Origin of the sequence: Streptomyces olivochromogenes, assembly GCF_021538895.1 — a bacterium.
Taxonomy (GTDB): domain Bacteria; phylum Actinomycetota; class Actinomycetes; order Streptomycetales; family Streptomycetaceae; genus Streptomyces; species Streptomyces olivochromogenes_A.
Window position 1 is genome coordinate 73,159 of the sequence record NZ_JADDRL010000022.1, and the last position, 19,262, is coordinate 92,420.

The 19,262-nt window shown below is 71.1% G+C and carries 15 protein-coding genes; all 15 read left to right on the forward strand.

Going from position 1 to position 19,262, the window contains the following annotated elements:
- Nucleotides 1–73 precede the first annotated feature (73 nt).
- The 15 genes from IPZ69_RS14015 to IPZ69_RS14085 all read left to right on the forward strand — a co-directional run bounded on the left by IPZ69_RS14015 (nucleotide 74) and on the right by IPZ69_RS14085 (nucleotide 19,250).
- Entirely contained in the window at nucleotides 74–496 is a 423-nt protein-coding gene (locus tag IPZ69_RS14015) for a secondary thiamine-phosphate synthase enzyme YjbQ (protein WP_235454438.1), read from the forward strand.
- Nucleotides 497–876: 380 nt separating this feature from the next.
- Nucleotides 877–1,173, forward strand: coding sequence for a hypothetical protein (locus tag IPZ69_RS14020; RefSeq protein WP_235454439.1), 297 nt, complete (start codon nucleotides 877–879; stop codon nucleotides 1,171–1,173).
- Between the two features lie 772 nt (nucleotides 1,174–1,945).
- On the forward strand, nucleotides 1,946–3,805 hold the full coding sequence (locus tag IPZ69_RS14025; RefSeq protein ID WP_235454440.1) for a phage tail sheath subtilisin-like domain-containing protein: 1,860 nt from the start codon (nucleotides 1,946–1,948) through the stop codon (nucleotides 3,803–3,805).
- A gap of 34 nt (nucleotides 3,806–3,839) precedes the next feature.
- Nucleotides 3,840–4,364: a phage tail protein gene (locus IPZ69_RS14030; RefSeq protein ID WP_004003113.1), complete on the forward strand. Its 525-nt coding sequence runs from the start codon at nucleotides 3,840–3,842 to the stop codon at nucleotides 4,362–4,364.
- A gap of 32 nt (nucleotides 4,365–4,396) precedes the next feature.
- On the forward strand, nucleotides 4,397–5,125 hold the full coding sequence (locus IPZ69_RS14035) for a T4 family baseplate hub assembly chaperone (RefSeq protein WP_235454441.1): 729 nt from the start codon (nucleotides 4,397–4,399) through the stop codon (nucleotides 5,123–5,125).
- Nucleotides 5,118–5,858, forward strand: a complete 741-nt coding sequence (locus IPZ69_RS14040; protein ID WP_235454442.1) for a hypothetical protein — start codon at nucleotides 5,118–5,120, stop codon at nucleotides 5,856–5,858. Before IPZ69_RS14035 ends, IPZ69_RS14040 begins: the two co-directional genes overlap by 8 nt.
- Before the next feature lie 61 nt (nucleotides 5,859–5,919).
- Nucleotides 5,920–6,888: a DUF4255 domain-containing protein gene (locus IPZ69_RS14045; protein WP_235454443.1), complete on the forward strand. Its 969-nt coding sequence runs from the start codon at nucleotides 5,920–5,922 to the stop codon at nucleotides 6,886–6,888.
- A 34-nt stretch (nucleotides 6,889–6,922) separates the two neighbouring features.
- Nucleotides 6,923–8,974, forward strand: coding sequence for an ATP-binding protein (locus IPZ69_RS14050; protein ID WP_235454444.1), 2,052 nt, complete (start codon nucleotides 6,923–6,925; stop codon nucleotides 8,972–8,974).
- Nucleotides 8,965–9,249: a DUF4424 domain-containing protein gene (locus tag IPZ69_RS14055; protein ID WP_235454445.1), complete on the forward strand. Its 285-nt coding sequence runs from the start codon at nucleotides 8,965–8,967 to the stop codon at nucleotides 9,247–9,249. Before IPZ69_RS14050 ends, IPZ69_RS14055 begins: the two co-directional genes overlap by 10 nt.
- Nucleotides 9,246–15,830 carry an eCIS core domain-containing protein gene (locus IPZ69_RS14060; protein ID WP_235454446.1) on the forward strand — a complete coding sequence of 2,195 codons (6,585 nt, stop codon included), beginning with the start codon at nucleotides 9,246–9,248 and terminating at the stop codon, nucleotides 15,828–15,830. Before IPZ69_RS14055 ends, IPZ69_RS14060 begins: the two co-directional genes overlap by 4 nt.
- Nucleotides 15,831–15,832: 2 nt before the next feature.
- Complete coding sequence (locus IPZ69_RS14065) at nucleotides 15,833–16,423, forward strand: hypothetical protein (RefSeq protein WP_235454447.1); 591 nt, start codon at nucleotides 15,833–15,835, stop codon at nucleotides 16,421–16,423.
- Nucleotides 16,424–16,469: 46 nt separating this feature from the next.
- Entirely contained in the window at nucleotides 16,470–17,156 is a 687-nt protein-coding gene (locus tag IPZ69_RS14070) for a hypothetical protein (RefSeq protein ID WP_235454448.1), read from the forward strand.
- 11 nt (nucleotides 17,157–17,167) lie between these two features.
- A complete protein-coding gene (locus IPZ69_RS14075) occupies nucleotides 17,168–17,548 on the forward strand; it encodes a hypothetical protein (protein ID WP_235454461.1) in 381 nt (126 codons plus the stop codon).
- The gene (locus IPZ69_RS14080; protein WP_235454449.1) at nucleotides 17,541–18,680 is read left to right on the forward strand and encodes a hypothetical protein; all 1,140 of its coding nucleotides are present in this window, start codon (nucleotides 17,541–17,543) and stop codon (nucleotides 18,678–18,680) included. Before IPZ69_RS14075 ends, IPZ69_RS14080 begins: the two co-directional genes overlap by 8 nt.
- Nucleotides 18,681–18,713: 33 nt before the next feature.
- Entirely contained in the window at nucleotides 18,714–19,250 is a 537-nt protein-coding gene (locus IPZ69_RS14085) for a phage baseplate assembly protein V (protein ID WP_235454450.1), read from the forward strand.
- Nucleotides 19,251–19,262 lie beyond the last annotated feature (12 nt).

The following is a 19,262-nucleotide window of genomic DNA, read 5'->3' on the forward strand; positions in this document are numbered from 1 at the left end:
CCACGCCCGTGGATCTTCCCGCGCGGTGCGCCGACCCCGGCAGGCGGCGGTTCACAGGGGCCAGGATGGGGGTATGTCAGATGCCTTCACCACACGAGTGCTGCACGTCGCCACCGGTACCCGGGAGCGGGTCGTCGACCTCACGGACGACATCGAGGCCTTCCTGCGGGAGACGGCGGCCGGCCGCAGCGGCCTCCTGAACGTCTTCGTCCCGCACGCCACCGCCGGCATCGCCGTGATCGAGACGGGTTCCGGGAGCGACGACGACCTGCTGGCCGCGCTGCACACGCTCCTGCCCGCCGACGACCGCTGGCAGCACCGCCACGGCAGCCACGGTCACGGCCGTGACCACGTCCTCCCGGCGTTCGTACCACCCCACGCCACGCTGCCCGTCCTACACGGACAACTGGAACTGGGCACCTGGCAATCGGTCTGCCTGGTGGACACGAACCGCGACAACCCCAACCGCCAGGTGCGGCTGAGTTTCCTCGGCTGAGCAAGTCCGCCCGGGGGCGGCCGCCAGATCTCCTTACCTTGCGTGTCCTCTTCATCGACCGGTGCCGTGTCAATGGCGGACGCCCCCAGATGTAGGACAGCCAGTACTTCCGGAATATCGACGGCGTGGCGACAGGCCGGCAGCGGATCGCGTTGTTCGGCTGGACTTCGCGCTTGCGGCCCGGAAACGCCGTTCCGGGACGTGCAGGGCTTCGTCTACCGCCTACCGAAGGGCACGGGCTGAGACAGCCATGATCTGGACCTACTGTGAGCAGTGGAACAACCTCACCGAGACGCCCATGAACCCGCTGACGCCCGAGCAGGCTCAAGCCAGGCACGTCTCCGGCCGGTTGTACACCGCTGTTGCCTCCCCTAATTTTCATGGACGAGTACGGTCGCGACTCCCTCGATTACACGTTCACCCTCATCGACGGGTCTCTCTTCCTGGAGACCGCGACCGCGTACGAATATGGCGATTCGCAGGAGCGAGGCGGAAACGTGGACGCGGAACGCATGGAGATCTATGAGTTCACGACCGACGGCATCATTCGGTGCACCGTGGACATGGGTGGCGAGGAATCCAAGGAAAGCCGATATGGCATTGACGTCGCCAGTAACTGGGAGTCGGTTCCCGATTTCGGCGTCTACGGTGCATTGATCCGACGCGACCGTGCTTGACCCTGCGGGACGGCCCGTTGAAGTGGGCCGGACTTCTTGGCCACCCGTGGCGTCGCGGGCGGTCCCCGGGCTGGAAGGCGGCGTCGCGTGGAGAGGTGCCCCAGCTCGCCGCGCGCCACCTGACCCCGCGTCGGATCCCCGTGTGCGTGGCCGTGCTGCCGGGGGACTTCCCGCGGCGAGACCCCCGTAGGTGTCGGCGTCGGTGTCAGGGGTAACCGAACCGGCCTCGGTGATTCGGGGCGCCGCCGCAACCCCAGCCGCCAGGTGTGGGTGCGTGCGGGTGGAACCGGCCACGGTGGGTTGTGTGCGGCTGGAGAAGTCCTGGAGGTCGCGCGAAGGCTCGCACGAGGTCGGAGGTGCGGTGGCTGCTGGGTCCCGGGGTGTGCCGGGGTCCGGCTTTCGTTCTTTGCCGACGTGACGTGTGCAGAAGGTGTGGATCCTCTGTCGGGGGCGCGCGGGTGAGGTGTGGGAATACCGGTGATCGACCTTCACGAAACCTTCTCGTGGGCTGGCCAGAAGGTGCCTTGTTCGCTCAACTTCACAAGCACCAAGGTGGGTTGAGCACTTGAGCATCAGGAGTCACAAGCGCGCTGCTTGACCCGGACACCGACCGTCCGGGCACTGACGGGGGAACTGTTGCGGTGCGCTCGGCCACGTCGTTCACGCGTACGGGGCCCGACTGTCGCGCCGATCCGGAACAACGTCCCTCCGCTGTCTTTCTCTTGGTGCCTTCGTCCGGTGCCCGAGACAGTGATTAGGAGGGGGAAAGCCGATGAGCGCGGTGAGCGCCGCCAAGCCGACGTACCCCGGCGTCTACGTCGAAGAGCTTCCCAGCAGCACCCGCACCATCTCGACCCTGACCACTTCGGTGACCGCCTTCGTGGGACACACCCGCCGCGGTCCGCTGAACGAGCCGGTACGCGTCACCAGCTTCGCGGAGTTCGAACGCCGCTTCGGCGGCCTGAGCGCACGCAGCGCCGTCGGCTACGCGGTCCACCAGTTCTTCGGCAACGGCGGCACGGTCGCCGTCATCGTCCGGGTCACCAAGGCCGGCAGCGGCAAGGCCGCCTGCGTCACCCTCAAGTCCACCGAGGGCCACAGCGACAGCCCGGTCCTGGAGGTGCACGCCAAGGAGCCCGGCCTCTGGGGCAACGGCCTGCGCGTCGCCGTCGACCACGACACGCCCTGCCCCGACGAGACCTTCAACCTGCGCGTGTACGACGCCCGGGGCGAGGCCCGGGAGAGCTTCACCGGCCTGTCCATGGACCCCTCGAACGGCCGCTACGCGCAGACCGTCGTCAACGCGGGCTCCCGGCTGATCCGCGTCGAGGTGGTCGGCGAGGGCCGCCCCGACCCGTCCGGCACCGTCTCCAAGCCCTTCGGCCACGACCTGCCCGACCTGGCCGTCGACCTCACCGTCAAGATCGGTGACGTGGAGCGGGAGTTCACGCTCTACGACCCCGACTGCGACGGCGAGGCCCCGTGCTCCGTGGCCGAGCTGGCGCTGCTGCTCGAACGCAAGCTGCGCGCCCTGCCCGACGCGCCCGGCAAGCACGCCTTCGCCGGCGCCGAGGTCACCGCCTTCGGCCGCCGCGTCCAGGTCGTCGCGGGCTCCACCGACCCCGAGGACGTCGTCCGCTTCCTCGGCGAGTGCGCCAACGACCTCGGCCTGGAGGCCTCCGTCAACCCGCCGGTCTTCCCGCTGGCGGGCGGCGAGGACGGCGAGGCACCCGGTCCCGGCGACCTCATCGGCTCCGAGGCCGACAAGACCGGTGTCCAGGCGCTGCGTTCGGTGGCCGACGTCAACCTCCTGGTGTTGCCCGAGCTCGCGGCGTACGAGAAGACCGAGGACGCGATCACGGTCGTGTCCGCCGCCCAGCGGCTCTGCCAGGAACGGCGGATCTTCCTCCTCGTCGACGCGCCCGGCACCTGGGTCAGCGTCGACACGGCACGGGCCGGGATCGCCGCCTTCGACGCCGTACGCGGCAACCACGCGGGCCTGTACTTCCCGCACCTGCAGCTCACCGACCCGCTCACCGGACGGCTGCGCTCCTTCCCGCCCTCCGGCGCCGTCGCGGGCGTCATCGCGCGCACCGACTCCGAGCGCGGCGTGTGGAAGGCACCGGCCGGCACCGAGGCGCGCCTCGCGGGCGTGCACTCGCTCACGGTAAACCTGACCGACCGCGAGACCGGCCTGCTCAACCCCCTCGGCGTCAACTGCCTGCGCGGCTTCCCGCTGACCGGCCCGGTGGTGTGGGGCGCCCGCACCCTGGAGGGCACCGACGCCCTCGACAGCGAGTGGAAGTACGTGCCAGTGCGGCGCCTCGCCCTGCACGTGGAGGAGAGCCTGCAACGCGGCCTGCAGTGGGTCGTGTTCGAGCCCAACGACGAGAACCTGTGGCAGCAGATCCGCCTCAGCGCCTCCTCGTACCTGCACACGCTCTTCCGCCAGGGCGCCTTCAAGGGCGGCACTCCGCGCGAGGCCTACTTCGTCAAGTGCGACAGCGACACCACGACCGACGAGGACGTCGCGAACGGGATCGTCAACGTGCTCGTCGGCATCGCACCGGTCCGCCCGGCGGAGTTCGTGATCGTCAAAATCCAGCAGACGTCCGGGCAGTTCGAGCTGTAGGCCCGCGGGAATCTTGGAGAGCTGAAGGAATCCGATGGCAGAGTTCACCGTCAACGCCCATCGTTTCGACCCCTACAAGAACTTCAAGTTCCTGGTCCTGTGGGACGGTCGTACGGTCGCCGGCATCAGCAAGATCAGTCCGCTGAAGCGCACCACCGAGGTCGTCAAGCACCGCCACGGCGGCGACCCGTCCTCCCCGCGCAAGTCACCGGGACGTTCCGAGTTCGAGGGCATCACCCTGGAGCGCGGGGTCACCCACGACCCCGAGTTCGACCGCTGGGCCAACAAGGTCTGGCAGGTCGGCGCCGGGCTCGGCTCCGAGGTGTCCCTCGCCGACTTCCGCAAGGACATCGTGATCCAGGTCCTCAACGAGGCCGGCCAGGTCGCCGTCTCGCACAAGCTCTACCGGACCTGGCCGAGCGAGTACCAGGTGCTCGGCGAACTCGACGCCAACGCCAACGCGGTGGCCATCCAGTCGCTGAAGCTGGAGTGCGAGGGCTGGGAGCGGGACTACGAGGTCCCCGAGCCCGAGGAGCCCTCCTTCCTCAACCCGGCGTGAAAGGGCGGTAGTCGAGGAAATCGGGGGAAGACATGGCGATCACCGGGGCGGCCGGACTGCTGGCCACCTGGGAGGCGGGACTCGCCGAGGCGCCCGCCGGACGCGCCGTGCTGCTGCACGGCACGGCGCGTCCGGACCTCGACCCCGCCGCACTGCCGACGGTGCCGGTGGGCGAGCGTGAGTCCGACCTGTTCGCACTGCGCCGGGCGCTGTTCGGCGAGCGCATGCAGGTGCGGATGGAGTGCCACGCATGCGGTGCGGACATGGAGTTCGACCTGGACGCCGGGGAGTTCGCCAAGTCGCTCGGCGCGGCGGGGGAGTCGGTCGTCCGGCTGTCGGAGGACGGCTGGGACCTCGCGTTCCGGCTCCCCGCCCCCGCCGACCTGACGGCGGCGGCCCGGGCGGCCGACCCGCGCGCCGCGCTGCTCGCGCGCTGCCTGGTCTCGGCCGTCCGCGAGGGGACGGCCGTGACCGCCGACGCCCTCCCGGCGCCGGTGCAGCGGCGGATCGCCGACGCCGTCGAGGCGGCCGACCCGGGCGCCGACGTGACGCTCAACGTCGGCTGCCCCGAGTGCGGCACGGCCACCCGCGCCGAATTCGACATCGCCTCCTACCTGTGGACCGAACTGGACGCCTGGGCACGCGACGTGCTCCTCGACGTCCACCTGCTCGCCACCGCCTACGGCTGGAGCGAGCCGGAGATCCTGGCGCTCAGCCCGCTGCGGCGCCGCTACTACCTGGAGCTGTGTGCGGATGTCTGACTCCTCCTCGGGGGCGCCGTCGGCGGAGCCCGACTTCCTCGACCGGCTGATCGCCCGGCACACCGCCCCTCGTCCGGACGCGGTCCGGGTACGCCCTCGGCTGCCCGGCCCGTTCGAACGAGTGGAGGCGGTACGGTCCCGGACCCCCGACCCCGACGCCACCGACCCGGCGGCCCGGCCGTCCGCCCTTCCGACCGCCGTACCGGACCGGGACGCGCCGCGCCCGGCCGCCGCCGAGGTCCGGCGGCACACGGAACGGGAGCGGACCGTCGTACACACCGAGCGCGCCGTGGGCGAGCCCCAGGCGCGCCCCGCTTCGCCCGTCACGCCGGCCGCGCCGCTGCTGCGTCCTGTCGCGCCCTTGGCGCCGGGACCGCTGTCGGCGCCCCGGACCGGGCCGCGCACGTCCGGGCGAGGTCGCCCGGAACCGGGCGTGGACCGGGCCGCGGCACCCGTGCCCTTCCCCCCCGGCACGGGCGCCGCTCCCCCCACCGTCGTGTCCGCGGCACCGCGCCCCACCGCCGCGGACACGACGGCGGCCCGCGACGCCGTACGGCTGGCCGCCGCCCGACGGCCGACGCGGACACCCGAACAGGTGGTGCAGGTGCAGATCGGGCGACTGGAAGTGAGGGCAGGCCGACCGGACACCGGGACCGGGCAGCCGGCGCGGCGCCCCGAGCGGCCGGGGGCGGCCGTGAGCCTGGCGGACTACTTGTCCCGGGGGCGCGAGTGAGCCGCACCGGCAGTGACAGCGGCAGGACCGGCAACACGAGAGGAACCGAGGAACTGACGTCATGAGCAACGCACTCGCCATCGCCCATGTCAGCCAGGCCCTCGCCCTGCTGATCGAGTCCCACCTGCGGCCGGAGATCGACATGGGCGTCAAGGTGGAGCCGCGCAAGCCGCCGGCCGAGCCGCCGACGGACCCCACCATCTCCGTCTTCCTGTACCAGGTCACGCCCAACACCTCGCAGCGCAACAACGACCTGCCGACACGCGCGTCCGACGGCACGCTGGTACGCCGGGCCAGTGCCGCGCTCGACCTGCAGTACGTGATCAGCGCGTACGGCGACGAGACCGAGCTGGTCGGGCAGCGGCTCATCGGCTCCGTGGTGCGCACCCTGCACGAGACGCCGATCCTGCCCCAGGACGTCATCGAACTCGCCGGTGAGCGGCCCTACTTGGCGGGGAGCAATCTCGCGGAGGCGGCGCAGCGGGTGCGGTTCACGCCGATGGTGATGGACGTCGACGAGACGTCGAAGCTGTGGGGGATGCTCTACCAGACCCCGTACGCGCTGTCGGTGGTCTACCAGGCCTCCCTCGTCTTCATCGACGGCCGCGAGACGCCCGTCCCGGCGAAGCGGGTGGAGCGGTCCGAGGTCCGGGTGCTGCCGTTCGGTGCGCCCGGCGCGCCGGTGCCTCCGGGGCCGGCGCCGCGTGCCGACGAGCCGTCGGGCGGGGCGGACGACGCGGACGGGCCGGAGGCCGGGACCGGTGACGCCGGGAGGCCCGACGCCGGGACGACCGACGCCGGGGAGTCCGCTGTCGGGAAGGCCGCGAAGGCGCCCGCGAAGGCCGTGGCCAGGACCGCGGCGAAGACGCCGGCACGTCCGCGCAAGGTGGCGGTGCCGCCGGTCAAGGCCGTCACGAAGGCGGCGAAGACCGCGAAGACGGCGCGCACGACCAAGAGCGCGCCCCCCGCCGAGCCCACGGACCCGGGCTCCGGAACGGGCGCGGGCGGCGACGAGGGCACGGAGAACTGAGGCGACGTTGGGGTCGACGGGGGCAGGTGAGCACATGGGGACACACGAGTCGAGCACCGCGGACGCGGGCGACGGCAGCGCGGCGCTGACCGCCGAGATCCGCCGCGTCCTGGCATGCGTCGACACCCACGCGGAACGCGCCACCACCGCGTCGGACGCGGGTGCCGACGCCAGGGCGGGTGCCGGTTCCGAGGGGGATGTTCAGGACGCCGGTGCCGGTGCTCGTGCCCGCCGTCGTGCCGCTGCTGCGGGCGGGAACACCGTTGTGCCCGCCGCCCCGACCCCCGCCCTCCTCGACGCCCTCGTCGCCTGCTTCGGGCTCACCCCCTTCGAGCGTGACCTCGTACTGCTCACCGCCGCCTACGAGTTGGAGCCCACGGCCGGCGCCCGGTGTGCCGCGGCCGCCGGTGATCCGGGGCGGGCGCACCCCACCTTCTCGCTCGCCCTGGCCGCGCTGGACGGTCCGCACTGGAGCGCGCTCACGCCCGTGGCGCCGCTCAGGCGCTGGCGGATCGTCGAGCTGGAGGACGAGACACGGCTGACCACCTCCCGGCTCCGGCTCGACGAGCGGATCCTGCACTTCCTGCTGGGCTCGCCCCACCTGGACGCCCGGCTGCACGGCCAGGCGCGCCGCGCCCCGGTGCCGGACGCGCTGCCACCGTCGTACGACCTCGCCGCGAGCCGGCTCGCCGAGGGCTGGACAGAGGGCGGCCACCAGCCCGGCGCACCGCTGCTCGTCGAGGTGACCGGCGGTGACCTGCGCAGCCGCGCCGATCTCGCCGCCGCGGCCGCCGCCCGGTCGGGGCTCGGGCTGTACGCGATGAACGCCGAGGACATCCCGACCGATCCCGTCGAGCGCGATCGGCTGGCCCGGCTATGGCAGCGGGAGGCGATCCTGCTGCCCGCCGCGCTCCTCGTGGAGGTGGGCGAGCTGGACCGTGATCAGCGGGCGGCGGTCGAGGCGTTCCTGGCCGGTGCCGCCGTACCGGTCGTCGTGTCGAGCGAGGACCCGCTGCGCACCGAGCGCCCGCGCGGCGTCCGGGTGGCCGTGCCCCGGCTCGACGACGAGGAGCAACTCGCCCTGTGGACTGGTGCTTTCGCGGAGGTCGCCGACCTGGAGGAGAGTGAACTTCGGTCATTGGTCGCGCAGTTCCAGTTGCCGCCGCACGTCGTGGGGTCCGTGGCGGCCACCGTGGGCCGCCGGCTGCCGTACGAGGACGAACTCGACGCCGCGGGGCTCGCCTGGCGGACCGGTCTCGACGAGGCCCGGATCGGCATGGACGAGCCGGGCCGCCGGATCGAGCCGCAGGCCGGCTGGGGCGACCTGGTGCTGCACGAGCGGCAGACGGCCGTACTGCGGGAGATCGTCGCGCACGTGCGGCAACGTGCCACCGTCCACCAGGAATGGGGCTTCGCCGCGACCCTGCGCCGCGGCCTCGGCGTCACCGCCCTGTTCGCGGGCGGTTCCGGCACCGGCAAGACACTGGCCGCCGAGGTCATGGCCAAGGAGCTGGGCCTCGACCTGTTCGTGGTCGACCTCTCCCAGGTCGTCAGCAAGTACATCGGCGAGACCGAGAAGAACCTCCGCCGGGTCTTCGACGCCGCCGAACGCGGCGGCGCGCTGCTCCTGTTCGACGAGGCGGACGCCCTCTTCGGCAAGCGCAGCGAGGTCAAGGACAGCCACGACCGGTACGCCAACCTCGAAGTCAGCTATCTGCTCATGCGGATGGAGGCCTACCGGGGCCTGGCCATCCTCACCACCAACATGAAGCAGGCCCTGGACACCGCCTTCCTGCGGCGCATCCGCTTCGTCGTCGACTTCCCCTTCCCGGCCGAGCACGAACGCGCCGAGATCTGGCGACGCGTGCTGCCGCCGCAGGCCCCCGTCAAGGACATCGACTGCGACCTGCTCGCCCGGCTCGCCGTGGCGGGCGGCTCGATCCGCAACATCGCCCTGTCCGGGGCGTTCCTGGCCGCGGAGGAGGGTGACCGGCTGCAGATGCGGCACATGCTCGCGGCCGCCCGCACCGAGTACCTCAAGCTGGAGCGCTCGTTGACGCCCTCGGAGGTCCGCGGATGGGTGTGAGCAGGCGGCCGGCCGCCGTCCGCGTGGAGATCGGCGAAATCGTCCTGGACGGCTTCGGGGTGGACCCGGTCCGGGTCTCGGTGGCGTTCGAGAACGAGTTGTCCCGGCTGGTCCGGGAGCAGGGCGTCCCCCTGGCGGCGAACGGCACCGTGACGGTCGACGCGCTGGCCGGGCTTCCCCCGCTGCCCGCCGGGCTGTCCGCGAGACGGCTCGGCCAGGAGCTGGCGCGCGCGGTGCACCAGGGACTCAGCGGCCAAGGGGAGGTGACCCCGTGACCTCACAGGCGCAGCAGGCCGGTTCGGAGCAGGCCGCCGAACAGCGCCGGCGCAAGCGCAAGGAGCGGGCCGCCAAGTCCCGTGCCCCGGAACCGAAGAACATCGTCAGCGGCGCCGGTCAGCCGCTCGATCCCGGCGTGCGACGCGAGTTGGAGGAGCAGCTCGGGCACGACCTCGGTCGCGTACGGCTGCACACCGGCCGCGACGCCGCACAGCTGACGGAGCTGCTCGGGGCGGACGCGGTCGCCGTCGGCCAGGACATCCTCTTCCGCGAGGGCGCCTTCAAGCCCGGCACCGACGAAGGCCGCCGCCTGCTCGCCCACGAACTGCTGCACACCGTGCAGAACCCGCACGGCCTCGGCGCCCTGCGCGCCGGACGCGAGCCGGGCGCGGTCAGCCTGCCGCAGCAGGCGATCGAGCGGGAGGCCGAGACGGCCGCGCGTGACCTCGTACGACCGGAGCGCGAACCGTCCGCCCCGGAGGTGGAGGAGGGACAGGCCACCCCGGGCTGGCTGCGGTACGCGACCGTCGACGCGGACCGGATGCGGACCGAGGCCGTCGATCCGGCGAGCCTCGTGGACCGGCTCGCGGGCGGAGTGCTGCGCTCCCTGCGCGGCGACCCCGCCGACCTCTCCGGCCGCGTGCGGATGCAACTCGCCCGCATGTCACCGCAGTTGCAGGACTCCGTACTCGACCGGCTCGAAGTCCGCCTGCTCACCCCCGAGTTCGACCGGCTGCTGGAACTCGCGGAGCAGGCCACCGAGCGCGCCCCGGAGCTGCAGCCCACCCAGACACCGCAGGCCGAGCCCGACCTGTTCGAGCTCCTGGGCGTCGAACGCGTCCACTGGCAGCTGAAGCAGGACGGCGACCGGGACACGCAGGACAAGAAGGCCACCGACGCCCGCGAGGAGCGGCGCGACGCACGGGACCGCGACGAGAAGTACGGCAGTGACCGCAGCCGGGCCCGCTCGGACGCCGCCGTGGAGGACCAGGACGCCGCGCGGCGCACCGAGCAGGAGGACGCGCGCGAACAGTCCCGTCAACAGGCCCGGGAGGAACAGCAGCAGGAGGACGACCGGCAGTCCGCCGACCGGGCCCACGTCGACGAGGCCTCCGACCAGCGCGCCCAGGGGCAGCGGGACGGCACCGAACAGGCCAAGGAGGAACGCAAGGCTCAGCGGGACCGGGAGGAGCAGGACCCGGAACAGGCGAACGCACCCGGTTCCGACAGGCGCCGGCGCCAGGACCGGGCGACCCAACCCGCCGCCGGCGCCAAGCGGGAGCAACTCGACCCCAAGGCCAAGGGCCAGCCCGGGCCCGTACGTCCCGAGAAGGTCGACGAGCGCGCCGAACAGCCGGACAGCGCGCTGTCCGAACACGGCCTCAACGAGAAGGACGAGGACGAGGAGCAGCCCCGCGAGGAGGAGCGTCCGCTGGGCCTGGAGGCCGGCGCGGACGGCGAGGTCGACGGGCACGAGGAGCAGGAGGGCACACCCGGGGGCGGCGCCCAGGCGGCCGTGATCAAGCCCGAGGACCATCTGCCCGAGACGGACCTCGACCTGTCCGCCGTGCCGACCGCGCAGGAGCTCGCTCCCGGTGCGACCGAGCCCACCGTCCCCACGTTTCCCACCCCGCCCCCCACCCGGGCCGAACGCATCGAACAGGAACGGGAGAAGCAGGAGCAGGCCCAGGACGAGGACGTCGCGGGCCCCGACGCGAAGGCGCCCGGACAGGACGAGGGACCCGTCGAGGGCGAGGCACCCCAGCCCGAGGGCGGGCCCGTCGCCCGGGCCGGGGAGCGCGACGAGCAGGACCTGCAACCGGACAAGCCCACCGATCAGGAGGTCGGACCGGACCCGGGGACCGCCGACAAGGAGAGCCAGGAGCCGGAACCCGAACCGGCCTCGGCACAGGGGGACGAGCAGGACTCCGCCGACACCCGCCAGGAGCAGCGGGATCAGCACGACCGTACCCGGCAGGAAGAGCGCTCGGCGGAGCGCCCCGGGGTGCGTTCGGAAGCCGTGCTTGCCGCGTCGGCCACCACCGATGCCGTACGACCCGCGGGCGCGTCGGCCCCGAGCACGGCCGTCGAGGACCGCAACCCCTCGCCCGCCGTGCGCCGGGACGCCGAGCCGTCCAGACCGCAGCGGGAGGCACCGGCCGCCAAGAGCGCCGTACCCAAGGAGAGCGGGCCGGGCGCCGCACCGCGCGGCGGCCGGGTCGGGGAGAGCGAGCGGGTCGGTCCGACGACCGCTGCCGGACCCGGCGCGGCACCGTCGGCAGCGCAGGCGGCGGTCAGCCCCGCCGCCGAACAGACCGACAACCCCGGCAGGCTGGGCGCGCCCGAAGGAGCGCAGCCCCAGCCCGAGGCCTCCCTGGAGAAGGACGGCGGCGGCTGCGCGCCGCCCGAGCCCGCGCCCGAGAAGGACGACGGCGCGCAGGGGAGTTGCGGCGGTGGCGGTGGCGCGGCCGCCGAGGAGAAGGAGAAGCAGGAGGAGCCGCCGGACGTCTCCGGTCAGGACCCCAAGGCCGCCGTCCAGACGGTCAGCAGGCTCGCGCCCGACCAGGCCGCCGCCGCCATGCCCGGCGTCGGCCGTGCCGTGGACAAGAAGGTGGGCCAGGAGCAGCAGCGGCTCGCCGCCGCCCCGCCAACCCGGGAACGGCCCTCCGGCGCGCCCCAGACGCGTTCGGCGCCGCCCGAGGCCGCCCCGCCCGCGGACCAGGTCACCGGCAGCGTCGAGAAGCTCGGCCCCGAGGATCAGGGCGACAAGCAGCAGGCCAAGGGCAGCGACAAGGCGCAGGGGCAGAACCCCACCGACAACGTCGCCCCGCCGCCCCCGCCGGTCGCCGCCGAACTCAACGCCGACGAGGCCAAGAGCGTCGAGGCCGCGGCCGACTCCGTACCGACGGTCGACCCGGCGCTGCGGAACAAGACGGTCGGACCCGCGCCCAAGATCCGCCTGGAGGGCGCCAGCGACCCCAAGCGCACCGACGACCAGGCCAAGGCCCTCAAGGACAAGCAGAACGACATCCACAGCACCGGCCGCGAGGACGCGGCCAAGCCGATGGGCGAGGACCAGGTCTTCCCCGACGCGCCCCGGGAGCGGCTGGTCGGCAAGGCGGCCGTCGGCGGGGGCGGCAAGGGCGCGCAACTGCAGGCCGGTACGGCGCCCAAGGCCGGCGTGGGCGCGGTGGCCAAGCAGGAGAAGGGCACCGAGATCGACGCCGCGGCGGGCCGGGCCCAGGGGGACCTGACCGCCAAGGAGAAGGAACAGCAGCAGGGCGAGCAGCAGGCCAAGCGGGACAAGCAGGCCGAGATCGACCGTGAGGTCGACCGCAACACCCAGCAGCAGACCGGGGAACGCGGCCGGGTGGCCGACGAGGTCCAGCAGCAGCGCGAGCAGTGGCGGACCGAGCAGGACAGCAGGATCGAGGACGCGGACACCAAGTCCGAGAAGGAACACACCACCAAGAACAAGGAGATCGTCAAGGCCCGCGACGACAAGGACAAGGAGATCGAGGGCCGCAAGGACCAGGACAACCAGAAGATCGACGCCGAGCGGGAGAAGTCGGAGAAGGAGGCCCAGAAGAAGAAGGAGGAGAAGAAGCCCTCCGGCGGCTTCTTCGGCTGGATCGCCGACAAGGTCAAGAGCTTCTTCAACGCCCTCCTCGAAGCGGTCACCGCGATCTTCGACGCCGCCCGCAAGGCCGTCAACGGCATCATCGACACCTTCAAGGACTGGGCCAACAAGGCGATCGACTTCGTCCGCGACCTGGCGGTCAACGCGATCAACGCGCTCGCCGACGCGCTGATCGCGATCGGGGACGTGCTGCTCGCCGCGTTCCCGGAGTTGCGGGACAAGTTCCGCAACGCCATCGAAGGGATGCGGGACCGGGCCATCGCCACGGTCAACCGGCTGGCGGACGACCTCAAGAAGGGGGTCAACGCCCTTCTCGACGCCCTGGCGGCCGGCCTCAACAAACTCCTCGACGTCCTCGAAGCCGGCCTCAAGTCCGTCATCCAGTCCTTCCAGTCCATGATCCTCAGCGCGATCAAGTTCGCGCAGGCCGCGATCGAGGCGCTCGGCAAGTTCGCCGCGCTCGTCGCCGACATCGCGCCGGACCCGGGCGGCTGGCTGTCCAAGGCGGGCAGCTCGGCGAAGACGGGCATCACCGACCACCTCTGGGGCGCCATCAAGGTCGCCGTGAAGCAGTGGTTCGACACCAAGGTCGAGGGCATCCTGGGCCTCGGCAAGGCCATCATCGACGTCCTGGTCAAGGGCTGCGTGTCCATCAAGCAGATGGGCAAGATGGCCTGGGACGCGATCATCGCCTCCCTGCCGATGATGATCGCCACACTGGTCATCGAGAAGGTCGTCTCGATGCTGGTCCCGGCGGCCGGCGCGATCCTCACCATCGTCCAGGGCCTGATGGCGGCCTGGCAGAGCCTCAGCTCCATCCTCTCCGCGTTCTCCAAGTTCTGGGCCTACCTGAAGGCGGTCAAGGCGGGCCCCGCGGCCTGTCTGTTCGCCGAGGCGGTCGCGGCGGGCGTCGTCGCCCTCCTCGACCTCATCACCAACATGCTCCTGGCCCGCCTCTCCTCCGCCGCCAAGGGCGTCGGCAAGCGCCTCAAGGGCATGGCCCAGAAGATCACCGAGGGCCTGAAGAAGACGGGCCGCGGCGCGCGCAAGGCAGCCGGCGAGGCCGTCAACAAGGCCCGTGGCGCCCTGCGCAACGCCCACGACCGCCTGGGCGAACCGGCACGCCCCAACCACCCGAAGGGGCGGCCGACCCCTGACCCCAAGGCGCCCCCGAAGGCGAAGGACCACGCGACGCCCAAGTCACCGGCGAAGCAGGAGCCGACGGCGAAGCCGGCAGAGTCGAAGCCCCAGGATTCGACCCGCCGCGACGCGGACCGGACGCCCGACCGGGAGCAGAACCGTCCACAGGACCGCGACAGGCCCAGGGACCAGGAGAGGCCCCACGAGAAGGGCGCCGAGCCCCGGACTCCGTCCAAGAAGAACAAGGAGATCGAGGGCCCCAAGCCCACCAAGCCGAAGAAGCCCAAGTCCCCGGCGGGCAGGGCCCTCTCCAGGGCGAAGGGCGCCGTCAAGTCGGCCCTGACGAAGGTCCGCAACGCGGCGAGGACCCTCGGCCGGAAACTGAAGAACTCCAAGCTGGGCAAGTCCCTGAAGAACGGCGCGTCCAAGCTCCGCGACTGGTTCAAGAAGAAGCGCGACCGGCTGCGCGACGACAGGCGGCGGCAGCATGAGCACAAGAGGCGGGAGCAGGACCAGAGGCGCAAGGACGAGAAGTCCAAGGAGGCGAAGGAGGCGCGGCTTCTCAAGATCACTGAAAGGCTGCGGCCACAGGTGTCCCGCCTACTCCGCAAGGGAGTTCCCGCGCCCGTGCTCACTGGCGCCCTCGCCGGATTCCGTGTGTGGTATCGCCTCAGCGGCTTGCGCCGCATCGGTGACGATACCTTCGACCTGGAAGCCTCACTCAACCCGCGCAAGGTCTTCATCGGGGGTACGACGGTCAATGTCGATCGTTTGCTCCTCTTCATTCGTGAGTTGGGTCAGGAAGTTCTTGATGTCGGCAACGCGCGAATGAACAGGAGCGCGGACGAGCGGAACGCGCAGATGAGAAGGGGTGAAGAACCGAGTGACACGCCCGTCGGTCTTGGTGTGGACCGACCGGCCGGCAGTCGGCGCCCTCGCTTCCAGTTCAACATCGCCTCTGGAGTGGAAGCGCCGGAAGTCACGGCCGCTTGGGCTCGATACCTTCCCTATGCGCACACGGCGCGGGTACCCGCCGGTGGCCGCCGGGCGGGGCGGCCGCAAGCGCATCGTCGAGACGACATGAACTTCTACCGGTCGGACGGGACCTCGGAAACGGTCACCAGGCAGACTCCGTACACCAACTCCACGAACTGGCGTATCAGGGCCCGGAATCGACTCGTGCATGTCGCCAACACACTGGGCTACAAGCGAGGCAAGGGGCGTCCGGGGAGCATTATCGCGACCTATGAGGAACAGTCCGAAATGATGGCCGCTTTGGGGACCGGGCAGCAAAGTCACGCTGCCGACGTACTGAGCGGTCTACGAGGTGGTCCGGCCGCCGCCGACGCGCTGGCCCTCGGCGGCTGGTGGTTCCATCAGGAAGGATTGCGGAATCCGGCGGCCCGGGTTCTGGCGCTTGCGCAGTTGGAGATGTCAGCGACCGGGGCGTCGTCTCTCGATCGGGAAACCCTGCGCTTCCCCATGCGGGGTCTTGATCGGATACCGAGGGGGATGCGGGCCCAGCGCATGGCTGACGAACTGCAGAGTCACCTCTATGAGGGCGCAGGGCCCACGAGGGGGGCGCGGATGCTGCGTGTTCAAGAGGTGGCCGTTCTTCGGCGCTGGGTGCAGAGCCTCGACATCAAGGTCGACACCCAGCAGTCGGCACAGCGGCAGGAGCGTGAGCTCTTCCAGCAACTCCGGCAGCACGTGCACGAAATGGTGGGCATCCGAGCGGAAGAAGCGAACGTAAGCTTCTACCGACGTCTCGATGCCATAGCCAGGAGAGCAGGTCTGTAGCCGTGCCCGATTACATTCAGAGTCAGCATCTGGTGCTGCGCAATCACCCGGCGGACGACCGTGTCGAAGAGTATGCAAATGCCCATGGCTGGCCCCTTGTTCATGAGCACGAGGGCATTCCGGGCGAAGAACCGATGTATATCGTCTGGGACATCGCGCCCGGTCTTTCTCTCTATTACGCCGAGGATGAAGTTGCGCCCATCAGCTATGTGTTCGTCCGTAGCAGTACGCCCGAGATGGCGTCGATGGCGTTGGAAGCGATCCGTCGCGACCTCAATCCATGGACTGTGCCGGAGATCATCGCCGCGTACGGTGAGGCGACACACCCCGCCGCGAAGGCGAGGAATCTGATTCGTATGGCCATCGGAGCATCTCGTGAGTTCACCCAGGACATCATCCGGTGCATCGATTCGGCGCTGCATGAGGAAGACGCGCGGCTGCGCGGCTCGGGAATCAGTGCCATTTCCTACTTGATGTGGCCTGAATGCCGCGCCTTGTTGCGGGACACCGCTCGCAATGATCCGGACGCCATCACCAGGCAGCGGGCGCTGGAAACGCTGGACGAGTTCGACGAGTTGGGGGTTGATGAGTAGTGACCGGAGCAGAGACAGTGCGCGACACGGCGTACAGGGGCAGCCGATGACCCGCTACGCAGACATCCCCAAACCCATCCGCTCCGGCATAGTCGTCGTCGACCCCGACCACGGCACCCCCCAGCGCATCATCGTGCTGCAGTTCAACCCGGACACCCTGGAGCGGAGCATCGCGCCGCAGTCCGCGGGGGACGGTGGGGACGGTGGCGGTGGTGGGGCGGGGAACGGGGATCGGAACGAGGCCCTGCGGTTGAAGGGGCCGGCGCAGGAGACCTGGAAGTTCACCGCCGAGATCGACGCCACCGATCAGCTGGAGATCGCCGCGCCCGACGGGATCCACCCGCAGCTCGCCACCCTCGAAATGCTCGTGCAGCCGACCACCGCGCAACTGCGGGCGGCGACGCGTCTCTCGCAGCAGGGGGCCATCGAGATCAGCCCGATCGAGATGCCGTTGACGCTGTTCACCTGGGGGAGCAAGCGGGTCATGCCCGTCCGGCTCACCGAACTGTCCGTCAACGAGTCCGCCTTCGACGTCGATCTCAATCCGATCCGGGCCTCGCTCGGCATCGGGATGAAGATCCTGACCGTGAGTGATCTGCCAGCCGGGCACCGCGGTGCCGACCTGTACATGGCGCACCTGGCACAGAAGGAGCGGCTCGCGGCCGCAGCGCGCGGCGGCAGCCTGGGCGCCCTCGGTCTGGGCGGCGTCGGACTCGTGACCGGAAGGGGATGAACGAACACGCCATGGCGGACACCGAGCCTTACGAGAGCGCGCTGGACTCCGTACCCGGAGCCCACCCCTACCCGCGCACCAGCCGCTACCACGACGCCGAGATCGGCGTGCACCGGTGCGCGGACGGGACCGAAGTGCGGTACACCAAGCGGCGGTTGCTGCCGCCGCTCAGCGAGGACACCGAGTACACCGAATACACCGAGGCGCACGTCGTCGGCACCGGAGAGCGGCCCGACCTGCTCGCGCAGCGCTTCCTCGGCGATCCCGGACAGTGGTGGCGGATCGCCGACGCCAACCCCGTCCTCGATCCACGGGAGTTGACGGAGGAGGCCGGGCGCGTCATCGGCATTCCGCTCGCCGGCGGGTTCCCGCGCGGAGAGCGGCGTGTCTGAACAGCCCGTGGGGCAGGGCCCCGTCCACATCCAGCTCCTCATGGGCCCCACCCTGGCCCGCCCGGTCCCGGCCGAGGTCGCCGAGGCGCTGCTGTCCGCCCAGATCACCGCCACCGCGGGCGAGCGCAGCGGCTTCCAGTTCGCCTTCGACCTCACCAAGACCGGGCTGATCAACCAGCGGCTGCTGCCGGAGGGGTTCTTCGATCCGAAGACGCGCGTCATCCTCACCGTCAGCGTCCGCGGCACCCCCGAGGTGCTGTTCGACGGCCTGATCGTGCGGCAGGAGGTCGGCGCCAGCAACATACCGGGCCACTCCACCCTCACCCTCACCGGCGAGGACCTGACCCTGCTGATGGACCTGGAGGAGCGCACCGCCCGCTACCCCAACCTGCCGCCGTCCGAGCGCGTCCTCGCCATCCTGCGCCGCTACTCGGACTACGGCATCCGGCCGGACGTCTACACGGAGCAGGTGTCCCAGCCCCCGCACCAGGATCTCCGCGTGCACTGCCAGACCGGCACCGACCTGCAGTACGTCACCGAACTGGCGCGGGCCAACGGCTACACCTTCTATCTGGAGCCCGGCCCCAACCCCGGCCAGTCATCCGCCCGTTGGGGACCCGAGGTCCGGCTGGGCCTCAGGCAGCACGCGCTCAACGTCAACATGGACGCGGACTCCACCGTCGACCAGCTGACGTTCGCCTACGACGGTACGGCCAGGGAGGAACCGCAGGCCCGATGGCAGGACCCGGGGACCCGCCAGTCGACCCTGCTGCCCCAGCCGCCGATCAGCCCCCTGCGCCCGCCCCTCGGCCGGCGGCCCACCCCGGCCCTCAAGCGCAAGACGCTCTCCGGCACCGCCAAGCAGCAGCGGGAGCAGGCCGAGGCCGAACTCCTGGCCCGGGCCGCCGTCTCCGCCGACGTCGTGTCCGGCTCCGGCTCGCTCGACGTCAACCGGCACGGCTACATCCTGCAGCCCCGCCGGCTGGTCGGCGTGCGCGGCGCGGGGCGGGCCTACGACGGCGACTACTACGTCAAGTCCGTCACCCACAACCTGCGCCCGGGCTCGTTCCAGCAGAACTTCACCCTCTCCCGAGAGGGCCTGGAAGCGCGCAGCGACTACGTCCGGCCGTAAGACCTCGACCCACCAACCAGGAGCACTCCCACCATGGCGGCACCCAGCAATCGCTACCTCGGCAAGTTCCGCGGCCGGGTCGTCAGCAACGACGACCCGCTGCGGATCGGCCGTATCACCGTCGAGGTCCCGGACGTGCTCGGCGACGAGCCGTCCACCTGGGCGCTGCCCTGCCTGCCGTTCACCGGGCCCCAGGCGGGTCAGTTCGTGGTGCCGCCGCCCGGCGCGGGCGTGTGGGTGGAGTTCGAGCAGGGGGACCCCAGCTTCCCGGTGTGGACCGGATGCTGGTACGGCGACGCCGACGAACTGCCGCCCGACGCGCGCCGCGAACTCCAGGCGAACGCGGCGAGCAAGCCGGTCGTCGTGCAGACCCCGGGGGCCCACAAGATCGTGCTCAACGACACCGCCGGTGCCGAACAGGGGATCCTCCTCCAGGCCCAGGGCGGCGCCTACATCCGCATCACCAAGGAAGCCGTGGTCATCGCCACCGGCGCCGGTGCCGAGATCGTGCTGCGCGGTCGCGAAGTGACCATCAACGAGGGCCAGTTGACCGTCCTCTCCAAGCGATAACAACGGGGGAAG

Excerpts from the sequence above, each read along its gene's own strand:
- IPZ69_RS14055 (WP_235454445.1), top strand. The coding sequence starts at position 8,965 with ATGGGTGTGAGCAGGCGGCCGGCCGCCGTCCGCGTGGAGATCGGCGAA.
- IPZ69_RS14070 (WP_235454448.1), top strand. The coding sequence starts at position 16,470 with ATGACCCGCTACGCAGACATCCCCAAACCCATCCGCTCCGGCATAGTC.
- IPZ69_RS14050 (WP_235454444.1), top strand. The coding sequence starts at position 6,923 with ATGGGGACACACGAGTCGAGCACCGCGGACGCGGGCGACGGCAGCGCG.
- IPZ69_RS14045 (WP_235454443.1), top strand. The coding sequence starts at position 5,920 with ATGAGCAACGCACTCGCCATCGCCCATGTCAGCCAGGCCCTCGCCCTG.
- IPZ69_RS14075 (WP_235454461.1), top strand. The coding sequence starts at position 17,168 with ATGGCGGACACCGAGCCTTACGAGAGCGCGCTGGACTCCGTACCCGGA.
- IPZ69_RS14085 (WP_235454450.1), top strand. The coding sequence starts at position 18,714 with ATGGCGGCACCCAGCAATCGCTACCTCGGCAAGTTCCGCGGCCGGGTC.
- IPZ69_RS14030 (WP_004003113.1), top strand. The coding sequence starts at position 3,840 with ATGGCAGAGTTCACCGTCAACGCCCATCGTTTCGACCCCTACAAGAAC.
- IPZ69_RS14020 (WP_235454439.1), top strand. The coding sequence starts at position 877 with ATGGACGAGTACGGTCGCGACTCCCTCGATTACACGTTCACCCTCATC.
- IPZ69_RS14015 (WP_235454438.1), top strand. The coding sequence starts at position 74 with ATGTCAGATGCCTTCACCACACGAGTGCTGCACGTCGCCACCGGTACC.
- IPZ69_RS14040 (WP_235454442.1), top strand. The coding sequence starts at position 5,118 with ATGTCTGACTCCTCCTCGGGGGCGCCGTCGGCGGAGCCCGACTTCCTC.
- IPZ69_RS14035 (WP_235454441.1), top strand. The coding sequence starts at position 4,397 with ATGGCGATCACCGGGGCGGCCGGACTGCTGGCCACCTGGGAGGCGGGA.
- IPZ69_RS14025 (WP_235454440.1), top strand. The coding sequence starts at position 1,946 with ATGAGCGCGGTGAGCGCCGCCAAGCCGACGTACCCCGGCGTCTACGTC.